This window comes from Enterococcus sp. DIV0755f (assembly GCF_051713725.1).
Taxonomy (GTDB): Bacteria; Bacillota; Bacilli; order Lactobacillales; family Enterococcaceae; genus Enterococcus_D; species Enterococcus_D casseliflavus.
Map to the genome: position 1 here is coordinate 2,922,612 of NZ_JBIOQL010000001.1, position 21,193 is coordinate 2,943,804.

The following is a 21,193-nucleotide window of genomic DNA, read 5'->3' on the forward strand; positions in this document are numbered from 1 at the left end:
TTATCTACTCCAGTCTGTCTTCGAGAATACTTCTTTCAATTCCTCTAACGATTTTACTCTTTTAGATAAATCCGCATTCATTCCAGAATCAATGAACTTCTCTACTTCTTCATTTTTATTATTATTCAGATTCTTTCTCCCAGTCATTATATAAAAAATCACCTGAGTTAACGCATAAATTTCATGTTGAATAGTGTATTTATCCGCTCCCATAATTTTCAACTGTGGGTCATTTAAACTTCCTTGAAATTCAGTGTTTTGACGAGTTAATGTGCTATCTGATTCTTTTAGATAACCAAAGTCACAAACTTTTAAGATAACGGTTTTGTCATCGTATTCCTTTACTAATATATTGGATAAAGAAATATCTCTATGAAAAATCCCTTTAGAATGAATGTATTTAAACGCATTAAAAAGTTGAGCAACTAACCTTTTTCTTTCAAATAATTCTAATTTGGTATTATTTGAATCAATAAACTCTTTAAGCGTTTGTTTCACGTATTCCATAATAAATTCATTCGCATCATCATTATAGCTATAAACTTTTAATACATATAAAGAATCCATATTTTTCATATTTTCAAACTCTTTTTTAAATCGTATTAACTCAGTAGATGTTAGTTCTTTTCTTGCTCTTTTTAAAGCAAATATTTGATTATAAAAAGTATCTTTAAACTTATAAACCATAGCATAAGAACCAGAATTAACCAATTTTAAAGAGGAATATAAACTGGTGTTTTCTTTTACAATTTCAATTTGCTTTTCAAAATAAATGATTGGTTCATATTTAACAATGTTCAGTAACTGATAGTCTTCTGGAATAGCTGACCCACCAGAATTACTAAGGTGCGGTTGAATGAATCGAATAGTGTCTACATAATTATCAATCATTTTAAAAGCATAATCAGTTCTAGATAAAGCATGTTCAAATTCTTCATATTTATCAACCAGTATAATTAATTCTCTACTCGGGTCTGCATTAAAATGATTATTATAATTTGCTTTTTCATTTAAGAAAGAAAATAGAGAATTAAACTGGTTATGGAATACTGCGAAACAAAATCTCAGGCGATTATCTTCTACACTTTCATATAAACGTTCTTCTGTTAATTGCCCCATGACTTTATTGGAAAAACCCATTAAAAAATCAACATTTTCATCTAGGATATAGTCTACATTCATATGTTGCAACTCCAAACATCATTTTCGATAATTTTATATAACGATACATATTTCCTAATACAATAAAAAGCCTAATTAAAGGCTTCTTATTGTAACTATATAAACCTAATCATTTATTTTTAAATATATAAAAAATCTATACTTATTTTATAAATCACTCACTATCCAACACATTTAAAATTGATTTTGCCACTGCTTGAACAACGGGTACACAAACAGAATTTCCAAATTGTTTATAAGCTTGGGTATCAGAAACTGGAATAATATAATTTTTGGGGAAACCTTGTAATCTAGAAGCTTCTCTTGGGGTTATTTTCCTTGGGTTTTTACCATCTTGTTCAATAAGAATTTCACTTCCATCTTTATAATACCTAGCTGAAAGGGTATTGGTATATGGACTATCAGAATTAAATAATGTATACCCAAATCCATTTCCTTTTTCCTTATGTTCTAATTTTCTACGCTGATGTCCCTCCCAAAGTTTATCAGATATAGTATATTTTTCATCAACCCTTTCTTCTAAGATATTTCCAACAGAAGTTGGATTTTTTGGAGGTTCAGGGGCAACAAAATTTTTAAAATTATTCACTTGATGTTTGTCAAACCCTACAATATAAATCCGTTCGCGATTTTGTGGAACACCAAAATCTTTAGCTTTATAAAGCAAAGGATACACCACATAGTCCAAATCTTTTAATGTTTTTTCTATAGTGGCAAAAGTTCGTCCTTTATCATGAGTCTTTAAATTTTTAACGTTTTCTAAGAGAAATGCCTTGGGTCTCTTTTCTTTTAGTATTCTTGCAATATCAAAGAATAAAGTGCCTCTAGTATCTTCGAAACCTCTTTTCAAACCAGCTTGAGAAAATGCTTGACATGGAAAACCACCTACTAATATATCATGGTCTGGAATATCTTTTTCATTTATTTGGGTAATATCACCAAACGGAGTCTCTCCAAAATTAGCTTTATATGTTTTTTGAGAAAACTTATCCCATTCACTTGAAAAAACAGATTTCACATCTCCACATAGTTGAAATCCCAAACGAGTACCACCAATTCCAGCAAATAAATCAATCATCTTATATTTAGCTTTTTGAGGATTTGAAAAAGGTACTTCCTCTGGAAACGATAAAATTGTATTTAATTCAGCGTTGGATGGCTTTGTTTCATTATTCTCCCATCTACGTATAGTTCTATCACCATTTTTTGAAAGTCCGATTGCGTCCGCTAATTCTTTTTGTGTCATATTAAGACGTAATCTCTTTTCTTTTATTAAAATAGAATAATCATAATTTTCTCTAGTATTATTTATTCTATTTGATACAATTAAATTAGACATATAACTACACCTACTCCTCGTGTTAATTAAAGGACACTATGTCCTGTAAATGACACTTTACCATCTAGTTTTACTTAAGTCAACTATTAATAAACGGAGGTATCCTAATTGGATATAGAAAAATTTAAAATGTTAATAAAAGAAGAACGAATAGCTAGAATGCCTAGTCCATATGGACTAACATTAGAAAATTTTGAAAAATTGGATTTTAATAAGCAAAATGAAGAGTTTTTTCTGTCAAATGCTAGTTACATTATGCAGAGTTTAAGAAATTCCAATTGGGAAAGCTTTCTAAAAATCGAAGAAAAGTTTTCGAGTTTTATGTATGAATCTCTTATTGATAAAAATGCTATTTCTAATTTAAGTAACGAAGATTCTATTAAATGGTTTGTTAACAAATTTCCAGAACACATCTATGCACTATCTCTATCTAATACACAAAGTAGAAGAAGTCGTGCAGGTAAAGAATTCGAAACAATAATTGAATTAATTCTAATGGGTGCTAATATTCCTTTCGATACTCAAGGTTCAATTGGCAGTGGTGTTTTTGAAACTGCAGAATTAGCTAAACTCGTTGACTGTGTTTCACCAGGTGCTTTGGAATATAAAATGGATAAACGTAATACATCTTTAATAAGTGCAAAGACTACTTTAAGGGAACGTTGGCAAGAGGTGGGCGATGAGATGTCAAGGACTAAAGCCAGAGAAATGTACTTAGTAACGCTAGATACCAGTATTTCTAAAAATACAATTAACTTAATCAATGCTAATAATATAGTAATTGTAACTACTGAATCTGTAAAAGAAACGAATTACCCAAATGAAAACTACATTATGTCTATAGAAGATATGCTCCAAGAACTCAAAACAAAATCTATTGTTTGGAATCACTCTAAGTATACATTAGAAGCTAAAAAGGAAAAAATTAATTTTCTAGAACAACAACGAGATAATAACACGATACCATTCATAAAACAGTATTATCAAAACCAATTAGAATTATTTATCTCAGATAATTAACACCTCCAACAGAAATTATTCACTATATAATTTAAAGTTGCCTATATAATGTTAAAAAGAGAACAGATTATTTCCACTGCTCTCTTTTTAACACTATATTAAAGAAATACAAAAATTTTCAATAGTAAAATTGATAGTATGTTACATTTAACTAAACATTTTTGATAGCTTTAAAAGGTAACAATTCTTCAAATTTTTCTAATTCAAAAATCATTGCTTTTTTGTCAGGTATTAAATCTCCTTTAAATTGATACCTCATTTCTTCTTTCCATTGGTCACCCATGAGCGACCTAAGAATATTTCTAATAGCACCATATTGAATCTTGATACTTCCTTTTTGTTGGCTTGCAGGCTTTGAAAACGAAACTGATTTTAAAGAATTCGCTTTACAAGCCTGAATAGCAAACACTTTATTTTCTCTATCTAAAAGTGGTTTTACGTGACTTGTATAACCTAGTGCTTCTGCGATTGATTTATCAAACGTCAACGAATTTTTATTGAGAGTCAACAAATAACTACCAGTCGTTTCTACACTAATTACTTCAAAATTATAATCGTCAAAATTTATTTTACTCATTATTGGTGTTCTCCTTTCGACAATACTTCAGCGACTTCCTCTTTTGTCCATTTCGTATCAATCACAATAAATCCTTTAAATACACCTGACTTAATAGTAGAAACAAAATTCCTAGGTTTTTCAATATTTTTGACAGTTTTCTTTTTGAATCCTTTTCTTGGATTTATCAATAATTCTTGAACCAAGTTCCAATCTTCTTCGGACACAATAGCAGGCAAACCATTTTCCATTTTGTATCTAGGTTTTTCACCACGATTAATTCTTGTTTTATGCGAAAAACAATCAACAGTATATGTTTTTTGCATAATGACTAGACCATAGTATTTTTCATTTCTCAATATTCTATAGACAGCAGACGTCTTCCATTTATTTCCTGACACCGTAAGAATATTGGACTCATTTAAAAGACTTGCTATATCAATGGCTCGAACGCCATTAATGAAGTTCTTATAAATGAATCGAACAACTTCAGCTTCTGATTCCTCAATGATAATCTTACCGAATTTGTCTTTCGTATATCCTAATAGATTATGAGTTGGTATAATCGCTAGACCTTTTTTAAAGCGTTCAGCAATAGACCACAATATAGCTTCACTTTTCTGTTCACTTTCTGCCTGTGCCCATACCGCTAATGTAATTACATATGATTCAGTTCTTGCATCCAAAGTATTCATATTAAAGTCTTCTATAAAAATCCCTACAGGATTAGGTAGCGCTTTCAATTCTCTGAAAATTGATATAAAATCGAGAACATTTCTGGAAATTCTTTGAGTACTTTTCACCAAAATCATATCTATTTTATTCAATCGACAATCATCTAGCATTCTGAGAAGCTCATGTCTATTTTTCATAGATGTGGCAGACACGCCTTCATCCGCATAAATATCTACAAAATCCCAACTAGGATTACTCTTTATTCTTTCTTTATACGTCTGTATCTGTAATTCAAAGCTTCCTAATTGAGATTCTTCTTTAGTACTAACTCGACAATATGCAGCTACTCGTTTGTTCTTTATACAGGAATCAGATATTTTTGCAGGAATAACTTCTACTTCACGTTTATTATTAAACGCATCTTGTATTTTCTTTTGTTGCTTAGTTAATTTCTGCTCCTCTCTAAAATCATTTTTTTTCACAATTTTCACTCCTAAGTTGAAAAACCTTCACCTTAATTATACAAATATCCTTATCAACTTTCCATTTAAATCACGAATAAGTAAAATCATTTTTAATTGAAATACCAGCTTATTCTATTTACAAACAATTCAATTATTGATATTTACAAGTTTTGTTCTAAAAACTCTTTAAACTTTAACACGTTTTACTCAATTTCCGGGTTTTGATACTAACGTTCATTTCAGAAACGTCTTTGATGAATATTTGTTTTTTATACACTCTTCATATTAAGCATTGACTTATGGAATAAACTTTCTGCCTTAAAACAAGAAATTGTAATCTTTACTTCAATATTAATTAGAAAGAATAAAATATTAAAACTTCTACCTGTCTAAAGAATTAAATCTTTTCCGTTGATACTTCAAAATTCCAGTATCTCCAATTACATATAATTTATATTTACCGTGCCCTACCATAAATTCTAATCTTTCTCCATTCTCAAGTTCAAATAAAAGATAGTAAGTAATTGATTGATTAGAAATCCCATTTGCATCTACACTACTGCTACTTCTCATGCTTTTATCCACCAATGTGGCAGGAACAGAAATTTTTGGTGCTGATTCATTCTTTAAGAACTCCATAATTTGATATAAGATTATTGCTATAAAAATTAAGGCAAACAAAGTAAATAGAAAATCCATATAGTCACGCTCCTTTTCATTTATTCGAAATTAAGAAAACACAAAATTTATATAATAGCAGGATAATAAATTGATTATACAATAAATCAATTCATTAGACATCAATACATAAAAATAAATTTTCTAACTCAAAAAATATGAAAATTCACACTAAAAAAATGACCTATAAAAAAGACAATAAAATCAAAGGTTTTCTACTTATTGACAATAATACACGATTATTGTAATACCGACGATATTACAATTAATTATTGAAAAAACCTCTCTCAAATGAAACGAAGAAATAATTGTGGGGAATTAACCACTAACTTTCATTTGAGAGATGTTTTTTGCATTTACAATTTACATAAATACTGATTGAACACTGATATATCAATGTTTATGTATAAATTCTCAAAGTCTAAATCTAGCACAACCAAAATATATTAATTTCCCATTTGACCATGAATAACAATAATTTTAGTATTTAAAAGCTCCGAAGTATTTGCTCTATAATTAGAACCAATTTTATGGTGCCTAAAATGCGTTCTACGAGTTTCTAATCTTTTGTGTATAATTTATCGAAAAGGGTGCCCAAGGCTCCAAGGAACAATATCAGACCTTTTTAAAATAAATTTCGAGTTATTTTAATACAATACTAATAGTTTAGAAAAATTATATACTTTATGATATATTCTTATTTTGATGATGTTTATGGTTGATTTCCTCAAAATATATTCAAACTAGAATCCATGATTAATTATCACTATTTTGTTATATTTAAAACTATAAATAGCAAACTTTAGTTACATCACTAAACATAAGGATAGCTATAAGTAAGTATGATTTCATCTTGCTGGAACTGAAAAGTACAAATACTGATGTATCAACGTTTGATAATAGTATTTTTGCCACACTATTATCAAACGTAAATAAACTTTTACGAAAAGATATGTGTGAAAACAGATAGTTTCCCCTTAGTTTTATTGACTTTTATTATCCTACCATTTTTATCAGTGTTTCTAGAGATAAACTATAAATATTTTCTTATCTCGCACTTTTTCTCTTTTTAAGTTACTATTATATTTACAAAAAAACAAATAGAGAGTTGGAACATATAATGAATACTAACAAGATGCAATTTGGATGGATTATCGAAGCTCCTAAGTATTTGTCGATACTAACAAATAAAGATGGCTTAGTTGCTATTGTTTCTGAATATGCTACTTTTGGAGACAATCAATCATTATTAATTACGTTATCAGAAACATCTGCTGAAGTGGCAGTAACTCCTCACTATATTTCATCTTTAACGATTTCAACAGATAAAAAGATTAAAATAGCTATCTCGCCGTTTTATGAACAACAAATGGTTGAAATTGAAAAAATGAATTCTGATGGTCAAATCACAGATTAATACTTCTCAAATCTTATTGACTATTAAAATCATTAGTAATTTCTTTGCTAAAAATTCAAAATCAATTTTATGCTGCTTAAATTGCGTTCTAGGCGATTATAAATTTTTAAGTATAATTCATCGAAAATCATTTTCAAGACACTAAGGGATGAAGGTAGACTGCTCAAAATGCATTGAACGTTATTTAAGCGATTGGACATTTAATAAAAAATAAAATATATCATTAAAGATATATTATTGGTATGATGATGTTTATGGTTGATTCCCTCAAAAGATATTCAAACTAGAACCCATGATAAATTATCACTATTTTGTTATATTTAAAACTATAAAGAGCAAACTTTAGTTACATCACTAAACATGAGGATACCTATAAGTAAGCATGATTTCATCTTGCTGGAACTTGAAAGTACAAATACTGACGTATCAATATTTTATAGCTGTTTTATCACACAATTATTTAGTGTAAATAGGTTTTTGCGTAAATAATAGTGTGAAAACAGGCAGATTGCCCTAGAATTTATTGGTTTTTTTCAACTAATTTGTTTTACACTAATAGAATTAGTATGTAAAAATGGAACAAATCCTTTGAAAATACCTATGAAAAACCCTTGATTTTATTGACTTTTTTAAATCAAATCGTTTTACACTAATAGAGTTAGTATATATTAATTATATTAGTGTAAAATGAATTAGCTGAAAAAAGACAGTATTTATGGGAACTTTCTATACATATTCACACTATTATTTACACTATAACCTATTTACAATAAAGATATGTCTGATAATAGCTATACAAAACATAGAAAAAACAGGTATATAATTCTACCTGTTTAATAGCTTACTTTTTATAAAGAACAACTTTAGATGAATATTTCTCTTTTATACCCAATTCATAATATAATTACTTCGTCAATCGTTCTCTTTTAATTCCATAATTATTATAAATATCAGCTCTAATTTTCTGAAAGTTATTTTTAATAATCCAGTTCTTTGGTTTTCTCGTTCAAGAAAACTTTTATATAAAATTCTAGGCAGCAAACTTTCGCTATTTGACTAAACCTATAATTCTCTGTTTAATACGGTGGTAAAACCACCGATTTATCAATGCTTAATAGTAAAAATTCAAAAAATGAAAATAAAGTTGCTCAAAAGTCGCTTTCTTCTAGGTAAAAATTGCAGTTCATTTTAGCGGTATATAATATTATAGAAAAAAATAGAATTTTTTAAAAAAAGACCTTTAAAAACATCCCCTTTTTCTAGGAGAAAATCGAGATTCATTTTAGGGGTATAAAATAGAATATACTAATATATACCCCTAAAATGAATTGATAAAAACCTATTGATTTTATTGACTTTTATTAACCTCTTTTTCCCAAAAATGAAAAAAATTAGATGAAATTCAAGAGAATATTATTCCTAATTCTCTTAAAAATCATCCAAAAATTAATTCATTTAGATTCTAAAATACCTTAATAATAATTAGAGCATTTAGAAATCTATCCTTACTGATGATAAATAATTACTTTAGAACTAAATTTACCTTTTATTTCTAGAAGGTTATTAGTTTCTATATTGTTCCTATAGAATCTCCAGTTACATAAACATCTTCACTTGCAGGTGATACTAACTCATATCCTTCAACTGTATCAGCAGTTAGTGTATGCATAGTATCTGAATCTAATTCTTGAACAGTAGACCATAGCATTTCTCCACTATCTCTATCCATACCCATTACAGTTACTGCAGTTTTAGCAGTTACAGGCATAAATGTAGCCCAAGTTTTATCTGATTCTACTTGTGTATCAGGGTTAATAGATACAACATAAATTTGTTCACCTTTAGTTAGTGGACGAACTAGGTCTAATTGAGCTTGACCTTCTGTTTGCATATACATTGAACCATCATCAAGTTTATTTCCATTTGCATCATAGACAGAAGTTGAAGTATTTGCTCCTACCCAAGCAGTAACAAAATCACCTGCATCGTTAAATGTGATATTACTTGGTGCTTGTGGTTTATCTGGTGTTGGTGTAGGGTCTTCTCCATCTGAAAAAGTAACTGCAACGGTTACTGTGCCTGATAAGATATCTCCTGAACCAGTATCAGATAAATCGATTGTTGCGTATTGTGTAGTTCCTGCAACAACAGGAATATTTGCCATTGGAGCTGCCATATAGTCGTTTCCATACTGTGCTTCTCCTGCTGCAACTGTTAAAACACCATCTTGTTGGGAATAGATGCCAATTTTAGCATTACCAATAATCACAGTTTTAGCATCCATTAAATTACCATGAGTCCATTTATCAGTTTTATCATTCCATGTGAAATTAGCTGATTCATTGGCATATTGAACGATTTTATCTCCATCCAATTCATTTAAACCATTTGTAGCGGCTAAAACGGTTGGTGCAATCAAAACAGTTGCCAACGTAGCTACAACCGCCGATTTTCTGAACACCTTGCTTTGTATCTTTTTCTTTCTTTTCTGTATTCGATTCATTCTTCTTCTCCTTCAAAATTAATTATCTGAAATTCTCGCTCCATCCTCTCCACATGCTTCTGGGTTAAAACGAGCAATAATTCATCACTAAATAAAAGATTATTTTGTTCATCCTCTGATAGTTCTTGAAATTCTTTGTATAACGCATTAGCCATTCCATTAATCACTTTTTTAGGAATTGTTACATGTGCTTTTACGTAGGTTCTTTTCGCTTTGTTGATTACATATTTCTTTATTGCCAACTGATTCGTTTTTATCATTTACTTTCCAAATTTTGTCACAACAAAAACAAATCCCACTACCAAAATAAAGAATAATAATAAGTGATTCATAATAAATTTAAAAAGCAAAATCAATAACCCAATGATTACAACCATTGCAATAATAAAACTTCCTATTTTTGTTAAACACCCTTCTTTTTCTGGCTCAGGTTCTACTACATCTTGAATAATTATTTTTATCCCATCTTTTAAAGCCACAGAATCAGTCCTTTTAATAAATTTGTATAAGGTAATAAATCAACGTTTTTGACACAACAAAATAAGACCACTGAATCAACTTCTAAAATGTTGATACAATCGTCTTTTTCATGTTAAATATTTTATTATTTAATATCGGTAAAAAACGTTGATTTCTTACCGGTCATAATCTTGCTTCCCTCTTATATGTTACCTTCAGTTTAATAATTAATCAAGGATTATTTTCTCGATAAACCTTCATTTTTCGCTACATTATAAACAGTTTTCACGCTAACATTACATTTCATAGCAATTTCATTTAGTGATAGTTCTTTTTTATCATACAATTTGATAATTTTCCTCTTAACGTTATTTTTTATTGATGGTCTACCTAGTCGTTTCTCAGAATTGGCTAGAGCTTCTTTTGTCCGTATACTTATGTTCTCCGCCTCAAATTCTGCTATTGCTGCTAAAACAGTGTAAAATAGTCTGCCAGTCGCTGTTCTAGTATCAATTGATTCTTGAATGCTTTTCAGATAAATTTCTTTCTCATTCAGTTCAGACATCAAGTTCACTAATTGTCGAGATGACCTGCTTAGCCTTGCCAAATTGTAAATAAGTAAAGTATCTCCTTTTTCTAAACGTTTTAATGCTTTATCGAGTTCTGTTCGATTCTCTTTCCTACCACTAATCTGTTCAGAAAATAATTCATCTGGTTCATAGTTTTCTAGAGCCTTCCTTTGCACTTCTAATCCTAAATCTTGTGTGTTTTTACTTGTTCGTATATAGCCAATAGTTCTTGTCATACAAAGCTCCTCCTTCCCTTCATATTAGTGTAACGATTTGTTTGTAGTATTAAAAATACCCTGACTTCTAAGAGAAGTCAGGGTAAATAAACAATACACAGAGATGATTTAAAATACTTCTCTTTAAGGTAATTTAATTATCACATCAAATATAACGATTGTCCAGTAAATAACTTATTCCTTCACTTTTCTATTATTTACCTTTAAAGTCAGTATAAAACACTATTATAATAATGTTTTATAACCAATAAGAGACGCTAGGATTTGTAAAACAGTTTGAAATAGGTATAATTTTGGAAAACAATAAAATAACTAATAAAGGAGACTGTTTTATGACAAACGGAACAAGTCTTGGATTTTCAGTAGTCGTTGTAATCGTAACTAATCGGTTGTAATACCTCAATTGCTGTAAATCTTTTATTAAGTGTATCCCTAAGGACCATTTCTTTCATACTTTCACCTAGATTCTTTTTGATACCAATATTATACTATTTCTATTTCCAAATAAAATATTTTTGTGTATGTAAATAATAAGTGTAACAGAATCAGAACACACTAAAATTCTAAATAGCACTAATTTATTAATCACACATCACTTTTATAGACAAGTAGACTTACACACAACACTCAAATTTCCAGTACTAAGAAACGGATGGTATAATGAAGGGGTAATGTAGGGGTGGGATAATTTTTAAAGGGATACTTATGAGATGGATATTTTTGTGAATCAGAGATACTTTATTAAATTATGAACCCCTACCTAATCCTTACATCTATTGATTTTCATACCCTACCTAATCCCTACATCAACCCTAAAAAAGAGGTTTTTTCAAAAAATCAAATGATAACAAAATGATAACTTTTGTGATAACTTTTTGAAAACTATGTCATTTATGAGGTGAATTCGGAGAAATTACAATGGAAACCTCCGTGAATTTTCCAAAACAGCTGTATAAGCAAAAAATGGAAAAATTTTCTATCTAAATACCATCACCAAATGATAGATAGAAATGAGAATGGATAATTATGAGTGTAGAGTTACTTATGGATAATTACGAGAATGGATACTTTTAAAAATAAAACAGATAAAACTATAGGAGGGAGTGTATATGACCACACTTTTTGTAAACAATCGGGCAATTGATTCTGAGGAATTAATAGACATCATAACCCAATCAAACGGAATATATGAGAACACACTAATTAAGTTGTTACAATGCAATCGTATCAGCCTAGAGGCACGGCTGAAGACCTTAAAAAAGAATAAAATAATATCTAGAGGAAAAGTAAATAAGCATTTCTATTATGTTGAGAAATATGACTTCAAACATATGAAGGATTTAGACTTGCAGTCAATGGTCGTTCAATATTTGGTTTCAATTGGCTTATATACCAATAAAATTCAAGTGATTGATTCCCTAAATAAGAACAAACAGCTCTATCTTTCAGTATTTGCTTCAGGTAAATATAACTATAAAAATGATAAATCTATAAAAAGACTTGCAAATAAACGGTACAATCAATTAACTTCTGAAGAAAATAGAAAGTATTTTAGTCAGTTTATCATCAACGAATTGACTAACTTCCCAATTAAAGTAGCTTCTTTTTCAGATATGCTACAAGAAAAATATTATACAACCTCTTTAGAAACTGTTGATATATTAGCTATTCCAACTAAAGAATTTATCCCTGCCATACAATCTAACTTAGCAGATGTATCATTTAGAAATTTGGAAAATAATACCACGCTTATTAGGAATGATATTTTAGTCTATCTGAATGATTCTAATGAACTTTGTTACTTTACGAAAGAAAAGAATCAATATAAATTACAAGTAATCTATTCTGTAGTTGACTTCTTCTATTATTTAACCTTGCACCAAAACTCTAAAGATGCCATTTATCTCTCTAATGACAAAACAGAGTATGATAATGCAGATGACTTGTATTTTCAAAGCTATTTAAATAAGGAAAAGTATAATACTGTTCAATTAAAACAAGGCAAGAAAAAACCACAACCTTAATGGATTGTGGTTTTTATAATAAAATCACTTTCTTTTTTTCAAGAAGATGAATAGATTCTTGATTATTAATAAGTCCTTTGTCATTTACAGACGTAATCAAAAACGTGGAAGGAACATAAATATTTTTTTCTTCGTTATAATCAATGCCTAGATGTAGGTTTTTATTTGTAATTGAATCATGATAAAGTAAAATCTCGCAATCTGCATTTGTAGATAAAGTAGAATTATCAAACAAAACTGCTTTAGGTGAACTTAATAAACTAGGTATGAAATTAAAATAAACATACTTGAATTTATTAGAGTTAAACCCTCTCCTATTATTTTGTTGTAGGTTTCGAACTGTAATGTTTCTATTTATTACATTTTGCCATCCTGGCATTCCTTTATAGGTACTACTAGTCCTAGGACTATAGCCTCTTACAATTTTTTCAAGACTAATCAAATGACAAAAATTCTCAGGATTAAAAAAAAGTGAAATATCTTTATAATTGGGATTAGATGTAGTAAATCTGTAATTAAACGGAATTAAGTAATATTGATAAAACTCCGCTAAAATATCTAAATCAATATTATTCACGTTAGGCTTTTGATTTAATTGTGCTAGTTCATGGCAAGAATATTTCATATTTTCTCCAAAAAAAAACTAGCTTTGAGCTAGTATAATGAATGAGCATTAAAAGGAATCGTCATTTCTTTTAGAGTCCCCGACGTAGGGAATGCAACTTGCTCTGTCACATAGCTATTTAAGTAGCTCGAATGATTTTTTATAGGTTCATATATATATTACCATGAACCTATGATTACTGCAAGTAGTTGGACTGTAAAAATAGTTGCCTACTTACACATTCACATTAGCCAGACACTTAATTAAATGGGTCAAAGTCTTCAAGCTTAGCTTTTATATCCTCTTCTTCAATTCCTGCATATCTAAGCGTAACTGCTTGGCTACTATGATTTAAAATCTTCATCAGAGTAACAATATCTCCTTTGTTTTGCTTTAAAAAGAAGTAGGAAAATGTTTTTCTAAGTGTATGTGTGCCAATATAATCTAAACCTAAATTATCTGCAATTTTCTGTAGGATTTTATAATATTGCTGACTGGCTAGATGTCTACTACTATCTGTCGGGCTTGGAAATAGCCACTCAGATTCACCATCATGCTCTGTAGTAAGATAGTCAATAATGTTTGATGTTAGAGATTTTAGATGCACGGTTCTTTTTTTACCAGTCTTTATTTCATTAATTTCTGTTTGCGTCTTATTTTTCACGTCAGATACCTTTAAGTTCAATATATCTGAAATCCGTAACCCTGTCTTTATTCCAATTGCCATAATCAAAAAATCTCTTTTTCCGTGTTTGCCCTTTTTTAATTCTTTTCCAAATTGAATTAACGTTTCTTTATTTTTTATCGGTTTGACATTAATCATTTTTTGTCCCATAAATTACCTCCCTAAGATGCATTATTTATGGATACTTTTCTATTGAAACAGACTATAAGTATCCATCTCCCTATAAATCAAAAATAAAACATTGATAAAATAGGATTCATGATGGATACTAATTACAAAAGTATCCCTTGCAAGGACCTTTATAGCATCATATTTTGGAGGTTGCAAATTTTTAGAACACTCTTTATCTTTAAATTTTTATCAGTTACAATTTTACTATAAAATCTGATTAAAGATACCAACTTATAGTGTCTCTTCTAAACATTTGTTATAGTATTTATAAAATTTAAGGAGTAATAAACCATTGAGCAAATTATATTCCAATCACTCTTATCTATCTAAGGTTTATAAACATAATACTTTACCCATACTGATAACTGAAGAATTCGACTTTTTTAGATGTGTTGAATTTAATTCAAGTTTTTACGGAAAAACTGTCAGTGAACTATTTCATGGTAATTTAAGAAGTAGTAATATTTCAAATAGATATTCTCAATTATTTCCAAACCAAAAATTGTCTTATTGGTCAGACTGTTCAGATACTTCTCGCAAAGAAATCAAGAAACATGGTTCTAGTAAAAATATTTTTACATTCTGGGCATACGATGATTTAACAAGTACTTTTCCAACTCTCGACAATAAAGAACCTTTAATTATTGTTGATGGGGTACGATTCGGTTTTGAAGAAATTTTAGAAAAATGTGATAATAATATTCCATTATCTAATGAAGACAATATCCTAATAAATCAAATAAATCATGAAAAACCTGATTGTATAGCATATAAATCTATGGTAACTGGAACAACTAATTTCTTATTTTTTGAAAAAGGATTTAAAAAACTAGCCCTCAGAGAAGTCACACTTAGAATGGGTGAATTAAAAAGCAACAACACAAATAGCATAATCTGTGCAGGTACATCTGACTATATGCCTTATCTAAAAAATTATGGACAATATTTTTCACCTATAGCTAAAATTGAAATGAATGAAAAATATCTTGATTCCTCAGAATATAGGTCTCGTTCAGAAATAAAAGAATATTCTTTTGTTTTATTCAAAACCTAATCTACCAAACTTATAAAAACCACCTAGTTTTTCTAGGTGGCTGTTTCAGATATTTTGTTATCTTTTGTTTCAAAATCAACGATATTGTCTTTTTTACTCTCGACTTGATTCAAGTATTTTCTTAAATTCGCATTAATAATGTATTGACTATTAGTAACAATATAGATTTGCTTTCTTAATTGAGATTTTTTTTCATCTGATAAGTCTAAATTATCTAAATGAGATAAGAACTCATCTTCTTTTTTCTTTCTTCTTAATCTTACTTTTCTACTAGATAAATAACTAGGTTCTTTTTCATATAGATGAATAATTAGTTTTTTATTTTTAGCTTTTAACAAAACCTCAGCAATCTTTTCCCACCAGTGTTTATCTGTTGAACCAATGGACATTCCAAAAATTACAATAATATCACTATTCTCAATAACGTTTTCAGCGTTCCTACGTCTATACTCTCTAGAATTTGCGAGTGAGTCAGGTTTTAACAAATCATTTAAATCATCTCTTTCAAAAAAATCGGTTGCTAATTGGCTCTCATCATTCAATCCTAATGTTAAAAATCGGTCAATTACTCCATGCACATTGATAATTGCTTTGTTGAACTTTTGATTAAGGCTTGAATTATTGAAACTATTGTTCTTTGTACTCTTACTAGAATTTTGAAGTACTATTTGTAAACTGTTTGTGTAGTTGAAAGATATGAACCGATAATTAAAATGACTATTGGTGTTTTCACTTAGCATAAATTTGATTTCATCATGTTCTTGTTCTAACACACCATAAAAAAATTTATCCATAGTAGTAAATAGTATTTCTGAAAAATCCTCATTAATTTGAACATTATCTTGTATTTGAATACCTTTAAGATATTCATTTAAGTCTTCTCGCAATGTTTCAAAATCGTCTAAAAATCTTTCGGCTATACCCGTTTCCTGATTTTCTTCTTTTAAACGTTTCGTAAATGTCCCCAACTGAAATTCCAAATCAGCCCAAGTTTCGATACTATCTTTACATTTATAAATTTCAGAATAAATTATATTATCAATCTTTGAAACAAACTTTTCATCCATTTCTTGGAACAATTCTAAAGAATACTTTTTCTTTAAAATATATTCATAAAAATTAATATATGAAGTTTGTAACCCACATTGAATATCAAAGCCATTCCCCAGCAAAAAAGTTATATTCATTCAATCACCCTCAATAAGTTATCTATTCTAGTATACAATTAAATTAATAATAAAAAAAGAAGGATAGTACCATTAAATAATCTGCAATAGCAAAAATCCCCCAACTTTACTAACTTTTCTCTTAAAATATAATCTTAATAGAGTTTTCTTTACTGATATCATATAATAGTCTCAACTTTATCCTATGCCATAAAAAGGAGAATTTTTATGGCACAAATTAAACCATACAAAAAACAAGATGGCACTATCAATTATATGTTTGATTTTTATGTAGGCATCAATCCTAAAAGCGGGAAGAAACAGAAAACAACTAGAAGGGGGTTTAAAACAGAGGAAGAAGCTAGTTTAGCATTAGCGGAATTAAGTCTTTTGGTTGCAACTGAACAGTATGTACCTAAGAAACACCGTACCTTTAATGAAATTTTCACACTATGGTATAAGCAATATCGTAACCTAGTCAAGGAAAGCACTGCAGTTACAGCTAAAAGCGAATTCAAATACGCCATATTGCCAAAATTTCAAGAAATGAGAATCCAAGACATCACTCCAATCTATTGTCAGCAAGTAGTAAATGAATGGTATAAAGATAAACCAAAGCGAGCTAGTAGATTTATTTACTATTTTAATAGAGTAATGGAACATGCCTTATTCTTAGAATTAATCTATCAAAACCCAATGGCTAACGTTAAAAAGCCAGTAACCAATCCTAATTTAAATCAGTATGAAGAATTTTCAAATTTTTTTACTAAAGAAGAATTAATCGAATTTCTGAGATTCACTAAAGAAAATTTTGATTCTGAAAGATATGCCTTTTTTAGAACATTGGCATTTACTGGATTACGCAAAGGAGAAGCATTTGCGTTAACTTGGGAGGATATTAATTTTGACGAGAAGTATTTGGAAGTAACTAAAACTGTTGCCAAAGGCGAAAGGAATAAAACCCTAATTCACCCACCAAAAACAAAGGCTGGTTTTAGAAGAATAAGCTTGGACAATACCACATTAGTAGCTCTAAAAATATGGCAGGAAAAACAAGCAATAAAATTTGATTTACCCAAGCTAAACCCTAATCAGATTATTTTTTCTAATTACAAAAATACTTATCTCGAATCAGGTATAACTAAAGAGTGGTTTTCAACAATTCAGAGACTGTATAGGAAAAAGACTGGTAAAGAAATCAAAACAATCACAATACACGGTTTCAGGCATACACATGCAAGTCTATTATACAAAGCAAATATCCCAATTAAAGAAGCTCAAGAAAGACTTGGACATTCTAATGTTAAAACGACACTAAACATCTACACTCACTTATCCAAAGACCAAAGAGACAAAACAGCTAGTCGTTTTGCTGAGTTTATGAATGAAATATAACAAAATGCAAAATAAAAAACCCACTGATTATAGTGGGTTTGGGGTATTCAAAAGTCGCCTATTACTTGTTTTCCAGGGCTTTTGAGGCTTGGTCAGCTAATGCAGTAAATGCTGTTGCATCGTTTACAGCCAAGTCAGCTAACATTTTGCGGTTGATGTCGATTTCAGCTAATTTCAAGCCGTGCATCAATTTTGAGTAGCTTAAGCCATTCATACGAGCCGCTGCGTTGATACGAGCGATCCACAATTTGCGGAAGTCGCGTTTCTTTTGACGACGATCGCGGTATGCGTAGTTGTATGAATTCATTACTTGTTCTTTTGCTGTTTTAAATAGAGTGTGTTTAGAACCGTAGTAACCTTTTGCTAATTTAAGCACTTTTTTACGACGTTTACGAGTTACTGTTCCACCTTTAACACGTGCCATGTATAATTCCTCCTAATATGAAAATCGATAATTGTTTGTATACGTGAAGCTTGGGTTACGCAATTATTTCATGCGTGCTAGTTGTTGACGGATACGTTTGTAATCGCCAGCTGAAACCATTGAAGCTTTACGCAATTGACGACGTTGTTTTTTTGTTTTGCCGTGGAAACGGTGACTGGTAAAGGCACGGAAGCGTTTCAATCCGCCGCCGCCAGTGCGTTTTACGCGTTTTGCTAATCCGCGGTGTGTTTTTTGTTTTGGCATAACTAATTTCCTCCTCAAAATCTTTCGTTATCTGACTTTAAACTGAAACTCAGTGAGTCATTATTTATCGTTTTTTGGTGCTAATACTAAGAACATACTGCGGCCATCCATTTTTGGCTTTTGCTCAACAGTTGCCAAATCAGCAGTTTCTTCCGCCAAACGATCTAACACTTTCTGACCAATTTCTTTATGGGTAATGGCACGGCCTTTGAAACGGATCGAAGCTTTCACTTTGTCCCCTTTTTCAAGGAATTTACGTGCATTACGCAATTTTGTGTTGAAATCATTGACGTCGATCGTTGGACTTAAACGAACCTCTTTAATGTTGATTACTTTTTGTTTCTTACGAGCTTCACGGTCTTTTTTCTGTTGCTCAAAGCGGAATTTCCCGTAATCCATAATTCTTGCTACTGGCGGCTTAGCATTTGGTGCCACCAATACCACATCAAGGTTTGCTCGTTCTGCAATTTGCAATGCTTCAGCTTTACTCTTTACACCAAGTTGTTCGCCGTTTTGATCAATCAAACGCAATTCACGTGCACGAATGCCGTCGTTTACCATCATATCCTTTGCTATGGTCATTCACCTCCGAGTTTTTTGAGAGAAAGAAAAGCTTGTCGATTCGAAATCAGACAATAAAAAAACGAGTTCTTCACGAACCCGCACGTACTCCACACAAATAAATGGTAGGAATCCTATTCTGCCCAGCGATATCTTCACTCAGGCGAGAAGCGGGTGCTTCTGCTTTTATTTCTCAACTTTTATAGTATACTGCTTTTTTCTCTTATTGTCAACAGTTTTCATGATTGTTTCAAAAAAAAGCCGGAGCATACGCTCCGACTTTCGTGTTGCTTATTCTGCTTTCAATGCAGCCATCGTGATGTAGTTGTATGGTTGGTTGAAGTGAGGCAAGAAGAAGATATCTAATAGCTTCATCTTGTCGATCGTTACGCCTTCTTCGATCGCTAGTGAGAACATGTGGATGCCCATTGCGATTTCAGATGTACGTGACGCCATTTGTGCACCAACGATGCGGCGTGTTTCTTCTTCGTAGACGATGCGGATCTTAACTGTCGCATTTTCTTTCATGAAGCCTGGTTTTTGGGTATCTTCGTAATCAGAGTATTTCACTTTCATGCCATTACGTTCGGCAGCTTCGACTGACAAGCCAGTTGAAACCATGTTGTAGCCGAAGATCGAAATCCCGTTTGATCCTTGAACACCTGTTGATTCTAGAGACGTTCCGCCGATATTATGGGCAGCGACGATCCCTGAACGTACGGCATTCGTTGCTAATGCGATATACGTTGTTTGTTGCAAAGCATTTGAGTACACCGTTGCACAGTCACCGACTGCGTAAACATCTGCATCGCTTGTCCGTTGATGGCGGTCCACTAAGTACGCGCCGTTAGCAAACAATTCCAAATGATCTTTGCCTAGCTCGTTGTTTGGTAAGAAACCGATCGCGTTGATCACTAGATCAACTGGGTATTCGCCGTTGTCTGTTACAACTGCTTCTACTTTCTCTGTTCCTTTGTATTCACGTGCTAATTCATCGAAATGCAATTCAATGCCATTGTCAGCTAAGTTTTTGTCCATATCTTCTGTAAACCATTTGTCATAGTAGTTTGGCAATGCCCGTGTCGCTGCATCAAAAAGCAACACATTTTTGCCACGGCGTTTTGCTGCTTCAGCAATTTCAACACCGATGTAACCAGCACCGATAACGGCAACGTTTTTCACGTCTTCTGATGCTAACTCTTTATCAACCGTTTGTCCGTCTTGGAATTTTTTCAAGAAATGGATGTTTTTCAAGTCACGTCCAGGTACTTTTGGTGAAATTGGCACAGAACCAGTTGCGATGACAACTTTATCATAAGATTCAACGATCGTTTCACCGTCATTGGTTACAGCGTGCACTTCTTTTTTCTCAAAATCGATATGGTCAACCACTGTTTCCATATGGATTTTTGCACCTTTTGCTTCAAAATCTTCACGTTTTGTATAGAACAAGCCTTCGTATGAATCGATTTGACGTCCAACCCATAAAGCAGTCCCACAACCTAGGTAGCTTAAGTTTGTATTACGGTCGATCATTACGACCTCTTGGTCTTTGTAGTTATCTAATAGTGTATTGGCAGCAGCAATCCCCGCGTGGTTTGCACCGATAATAACTGTTTTTGTCATGGAAAATTTCCTCCTTTTGTTTACATTGTCATTATAGCTCGCTTGTGAATTTGAAAACTATCAACTTTTTCGCGATTTTAAAAATTTATGACAGTTTTTCGTTGATATACGTCACTTTCAG

Annotated in this window: 21 protein-coding genes and 1 other annotated feature; of the genes, 5 read left to right on the forward strand and 16 right to left on the reverse strand. The window is 30.9% G+C overall.

All coding sequences use genetic code 11. The features are described 5' to 3' along the window. Positions 1-1,182, reverse strand: coding sequence for a protein kinase family protein (locus IGI73_RS13440; RefSeq protein ID WP_438759248.1), 1,182 nt, complete (start codon positions 1,180-1,182; stop codon positions 1-3). Between the two features lie 154 nt (positions 1,183-1,336). Beyond that, on the reverse strand, positions 1,337-2,521 hold the full coding sequence (gene dcm / locus IGI73_RS13445; RefSeq protein WP_438759249.1) for a DNA (cytosine-5-)-methyltransferase: 1,185 nt from the start codon (positions 2,519-2,521) through the stop codon (positions 1,337-1,339). Between the two features lie 108 nt (positions 2,522-2,629). Between dcm and IGI73_RS13450 the strand changes: the two genes are divergently transcribed. Next, positions 2,630-3,541 carry a type II restriction endonuclease gene (locus tag IGI73_RS13450; protein WP_218213329.1) on the forward strand — a complete coding sequence of 304 codons (912 nt, stop codon included), beginning with the start codon at positions 2,630-2,632 and terminating at the stop codon, positions 3,539-3,541. Positions 3,542-3,692: 151 nt separating this feature from the next. On the opposite strand, the gene IGI73_RS13455 is transcribed toward IGI73_RS13450, so the two are convergent. From IGI73_RS13455 to IGI73_RS13465, 3 genes are all read right to left on the reverse strand, one after another. Continuing rightward, positions 3,693-4,118 (reverse strand): hypothetical protein, encoded by a 426-nt coding sequence (locus IGI73_RS13455; protein WP_438759250.1) that lies wholly within the window; start codon positions 4,116-4,118, stop codon positions 3,693-3,695. Then, entirely contained in the window at positions 4,118-5,257 is a 1,140-nt protein-coding gene (locus tag IGI73_RS13460; protein ID WP_438759287.1) for a recombinase family protein, read from the reverse strand. The genes IGI73_RS13455 and IGI73_RS13460 overlap by 1 nt, the downstream gene beginning before the upstream one ends. A 360-nt stretch (positions 5,258-5,617) precedes the next feature. Beyond that, a complete protein-coding gene (locus IGI73_RS13465; protein ID WP_438759251.1) occupies positions 5,618-5,935 on the reverse strand; it encodes a DUF2500 domain-containing protein in 318 nt (105 codons plus the stop codon). Positions 5,936-7,034: 1,099 nt separating this feature from the next. Between IGI73_RS13465 and IGI73_RS13470 the strand changes: the two genes are divergently transcribed. Beyond that, positions 7,035-7,331 carry a hypothetical protein gene (locus IGI73_RS13470; protein ID WP_155853311.1) on the forward strand — a complete coding sequence of 99 codons (297 nt, stop codon included), beginning with the start codon at positions 7,035-7,037 and terminating at the stop codon, positions 7,329-7,331. A 1,570-nt stretch (positions 7,332-8,901) separates the two neighbouring features. Here the strand turns inward: IGI73_RS13470 and IGI73_RS13475 are convergent. From IGI73_RS13475 to IGI73_RS13490, 4 genes are all read right to left on the reverse strand, one after another. Continuing rightward, positions 8,902-9,834: a hypothetical protein gene (locus IGI73_RS13475; RefSeq protein ID WP_438759252.1), complete on the reverse strand. Its 933-nt coding sequence runs from the start codon at positions 9,832-9,834 to the stop codon at positions 8,902-8,904. After that, complete coding sequence (locus IGI73_RS13480; RefSeq protein WP_231436098.1) at positions 9,831-10,094, reverse strand: hypothetical protein; 264 nt, start codon at positions 10,092-10,094, stop codon at positions 9,831-9,833. The genes IGI73_RS13475 and IGI73_RS13480 overlap by 4 nt, the downstream gene beginning before the upstream one ends. Then, positions 10,095-10,313, reverse strand: coding sequence for a hypothetical protein (locus tag IGI73_RS13485; RefSeq protein ID WP_060791508.1), 219 nt, complete (start codon positions 10,311-10,313; stop codon positions 10,095-10,097). Positions 10,314-10,531: 218 nt separating this feature from the next. Next, complete coding sequence (locus IGI73_RS13490) at positions 10,532-11,098, reverse strand: recombinase family protein (RefSeq protein WP_438759253.1); 567 nt, start codon at positions 11,096-11,098, stop codon at positions 10,532-10,534. Between the two features lie 1,109 nt (positions 11,099-12,207). Here IGI73_RS13490 and IGI73_RS13495 point away from each other — a divergent pair. Further along, positions 12,208-13,122 (forward strand): hypothetical protein, encoded by a 915-nt coding sequence (locus IGI73_RS13495; protein ID WP_438759254.1) that lies wholly within the window; start codon positions 12,208-12,210, stop codon positions 13,120-13,122. A gap of 13 nt (positions 13,123-13,135) precedes the next feature. On the opposite strand, the gene IGI73_RS13500 is transcribed toward IGI73_RS13495, so the two are convergent. Then, positions 13,136-13,747, reverse strand: coding sequence for a PBECR4 domain-containing protein (locus tag IGI73_RS13500; RefSeq protein ID WP_438759255.1), 612 nt, complete (start codon positions 13,745-13,747; stop codon positions 13,136-13,138). A gap of 238 nt (positions 13,748-13,985) precedes the next feature. Continuing rightward, complete coding sequence (locus tag IGI73_RS13505; protein ID WP_438759256.1) at positions 13,986-14,561, reverse strand: tyrosine-type recombinase/integrase; 576 nt, start codon at positions 14,559-14,561, stop codon at positions 13,986-13,988. A 313-nt stretch (positions 14,562-14,874) separates the two neighbouring features. Between IGI73_RS13505 and IGI73_RS13510 the strand changes: the two genes are divergently transcribed. Continuing rightward, positions 14,875-15,636, forward strand: coding sequence for a hypothetical protein (locus IGI73_RS13510; protein WP_438759257.1), 762 nt, complete (start codon positions 14,875-14,877; stop codon positions 15,634-15,636). 32 nt (positions 15,637-15,668) lie between these two features. Here the strand turns inward: IGI73_RS13510 and IGI73_RS13515 are convergent, their stop codons facing one another. Beyond that, on the reverse strand, positions 15,669-16,823 hold the full coding sequence (locus tag IGI73_RS13515) for an AbiH family protein (RefSeq protein ID WP_306690276.1): 1,155 nt from the start codon (positions 16,821-16,823) through the stop codon (positions 15,669-15,671). 207 nt (positions 16,824-17,030) lie between these two features. Between IGI73_RS13515 and IGI73_RS13520 the strand changes: the two genes are divergently transcribed. Beyond that, entirely contained in the window at positions 17,031-18,197 is a 1,167-nt protein-coding gene (locus tag IGI73_RS13520; protein WP_438759258.1) for a tyrosine-type recombinase/integrase, read from the forward strand. A 61-nt stretch (positions 18,198-18,258) separates the two neighbouring features. Here the strand turns inward: IGI73_RS13520 and rplT are convergent, their stop codons facing one another. The 4 genes from rplT to nox all read right to left on the reverse strand — a co-directional run bounded on the left by rplT (position 18,259) and on the right by nox (position 21,072). Next, positions 18,259-18,621, reverse strand: coding sequence for a 50S ribosomal protein L20 (gene rplT / locus IGI73_RS13525; RefSeq protein WP_121260741.1), 363 nt, complete (start codon positions 18,619-18,621; stop codon positions 18,259-18,261). Positions 18,622-18,684: 63 nt separating this feature from the next. Continuing rightward, positions 18,685-18,885 carry a 50S ribosomal protein L35 gene (gene rpmI / locus IGI73_RS13530; protein WP_003128650.1) on the reverse strand — a complete coding sequence of 67 codons (201 nt, stop codon included), beginning with the start codon at positions 18,883-18,885 and terminating at the stop codon, positions 18,685-18,687. Between the two features lie 60 nt (positions 18,886-18,945). Further along, complete coding sequence (gene infC, locus IGI73_RS13535) at positions 18,946-19,467, reverse strand: translation initiation factor IF-3 (protein ID WP_005228103.1); 522 nt, start codon at positions 19,465-19,467, stop codon at positions 18,946-18,948. Between the two features lie 47 nt (positions 19,468-19,514). Next, positions 19,515-19,638, reverse strand: a sequence feature (ribosomal protein L20 leader region). 99 nt (positions 19,639-19,737) lie between these two features. Then, complete coding sequence (gene nox / locus IGI73_RS13540) at positions 19,738-21,072, reverse strand: H2O-forming NADH oxidase (protein ID WP_428206748.1); 1,335 nt, start codon at positions 21,070-21,072, stop codon at positions 19,738-19,740. Positions 21,073-21,193 lie beyond the last annotated feature (121 nt).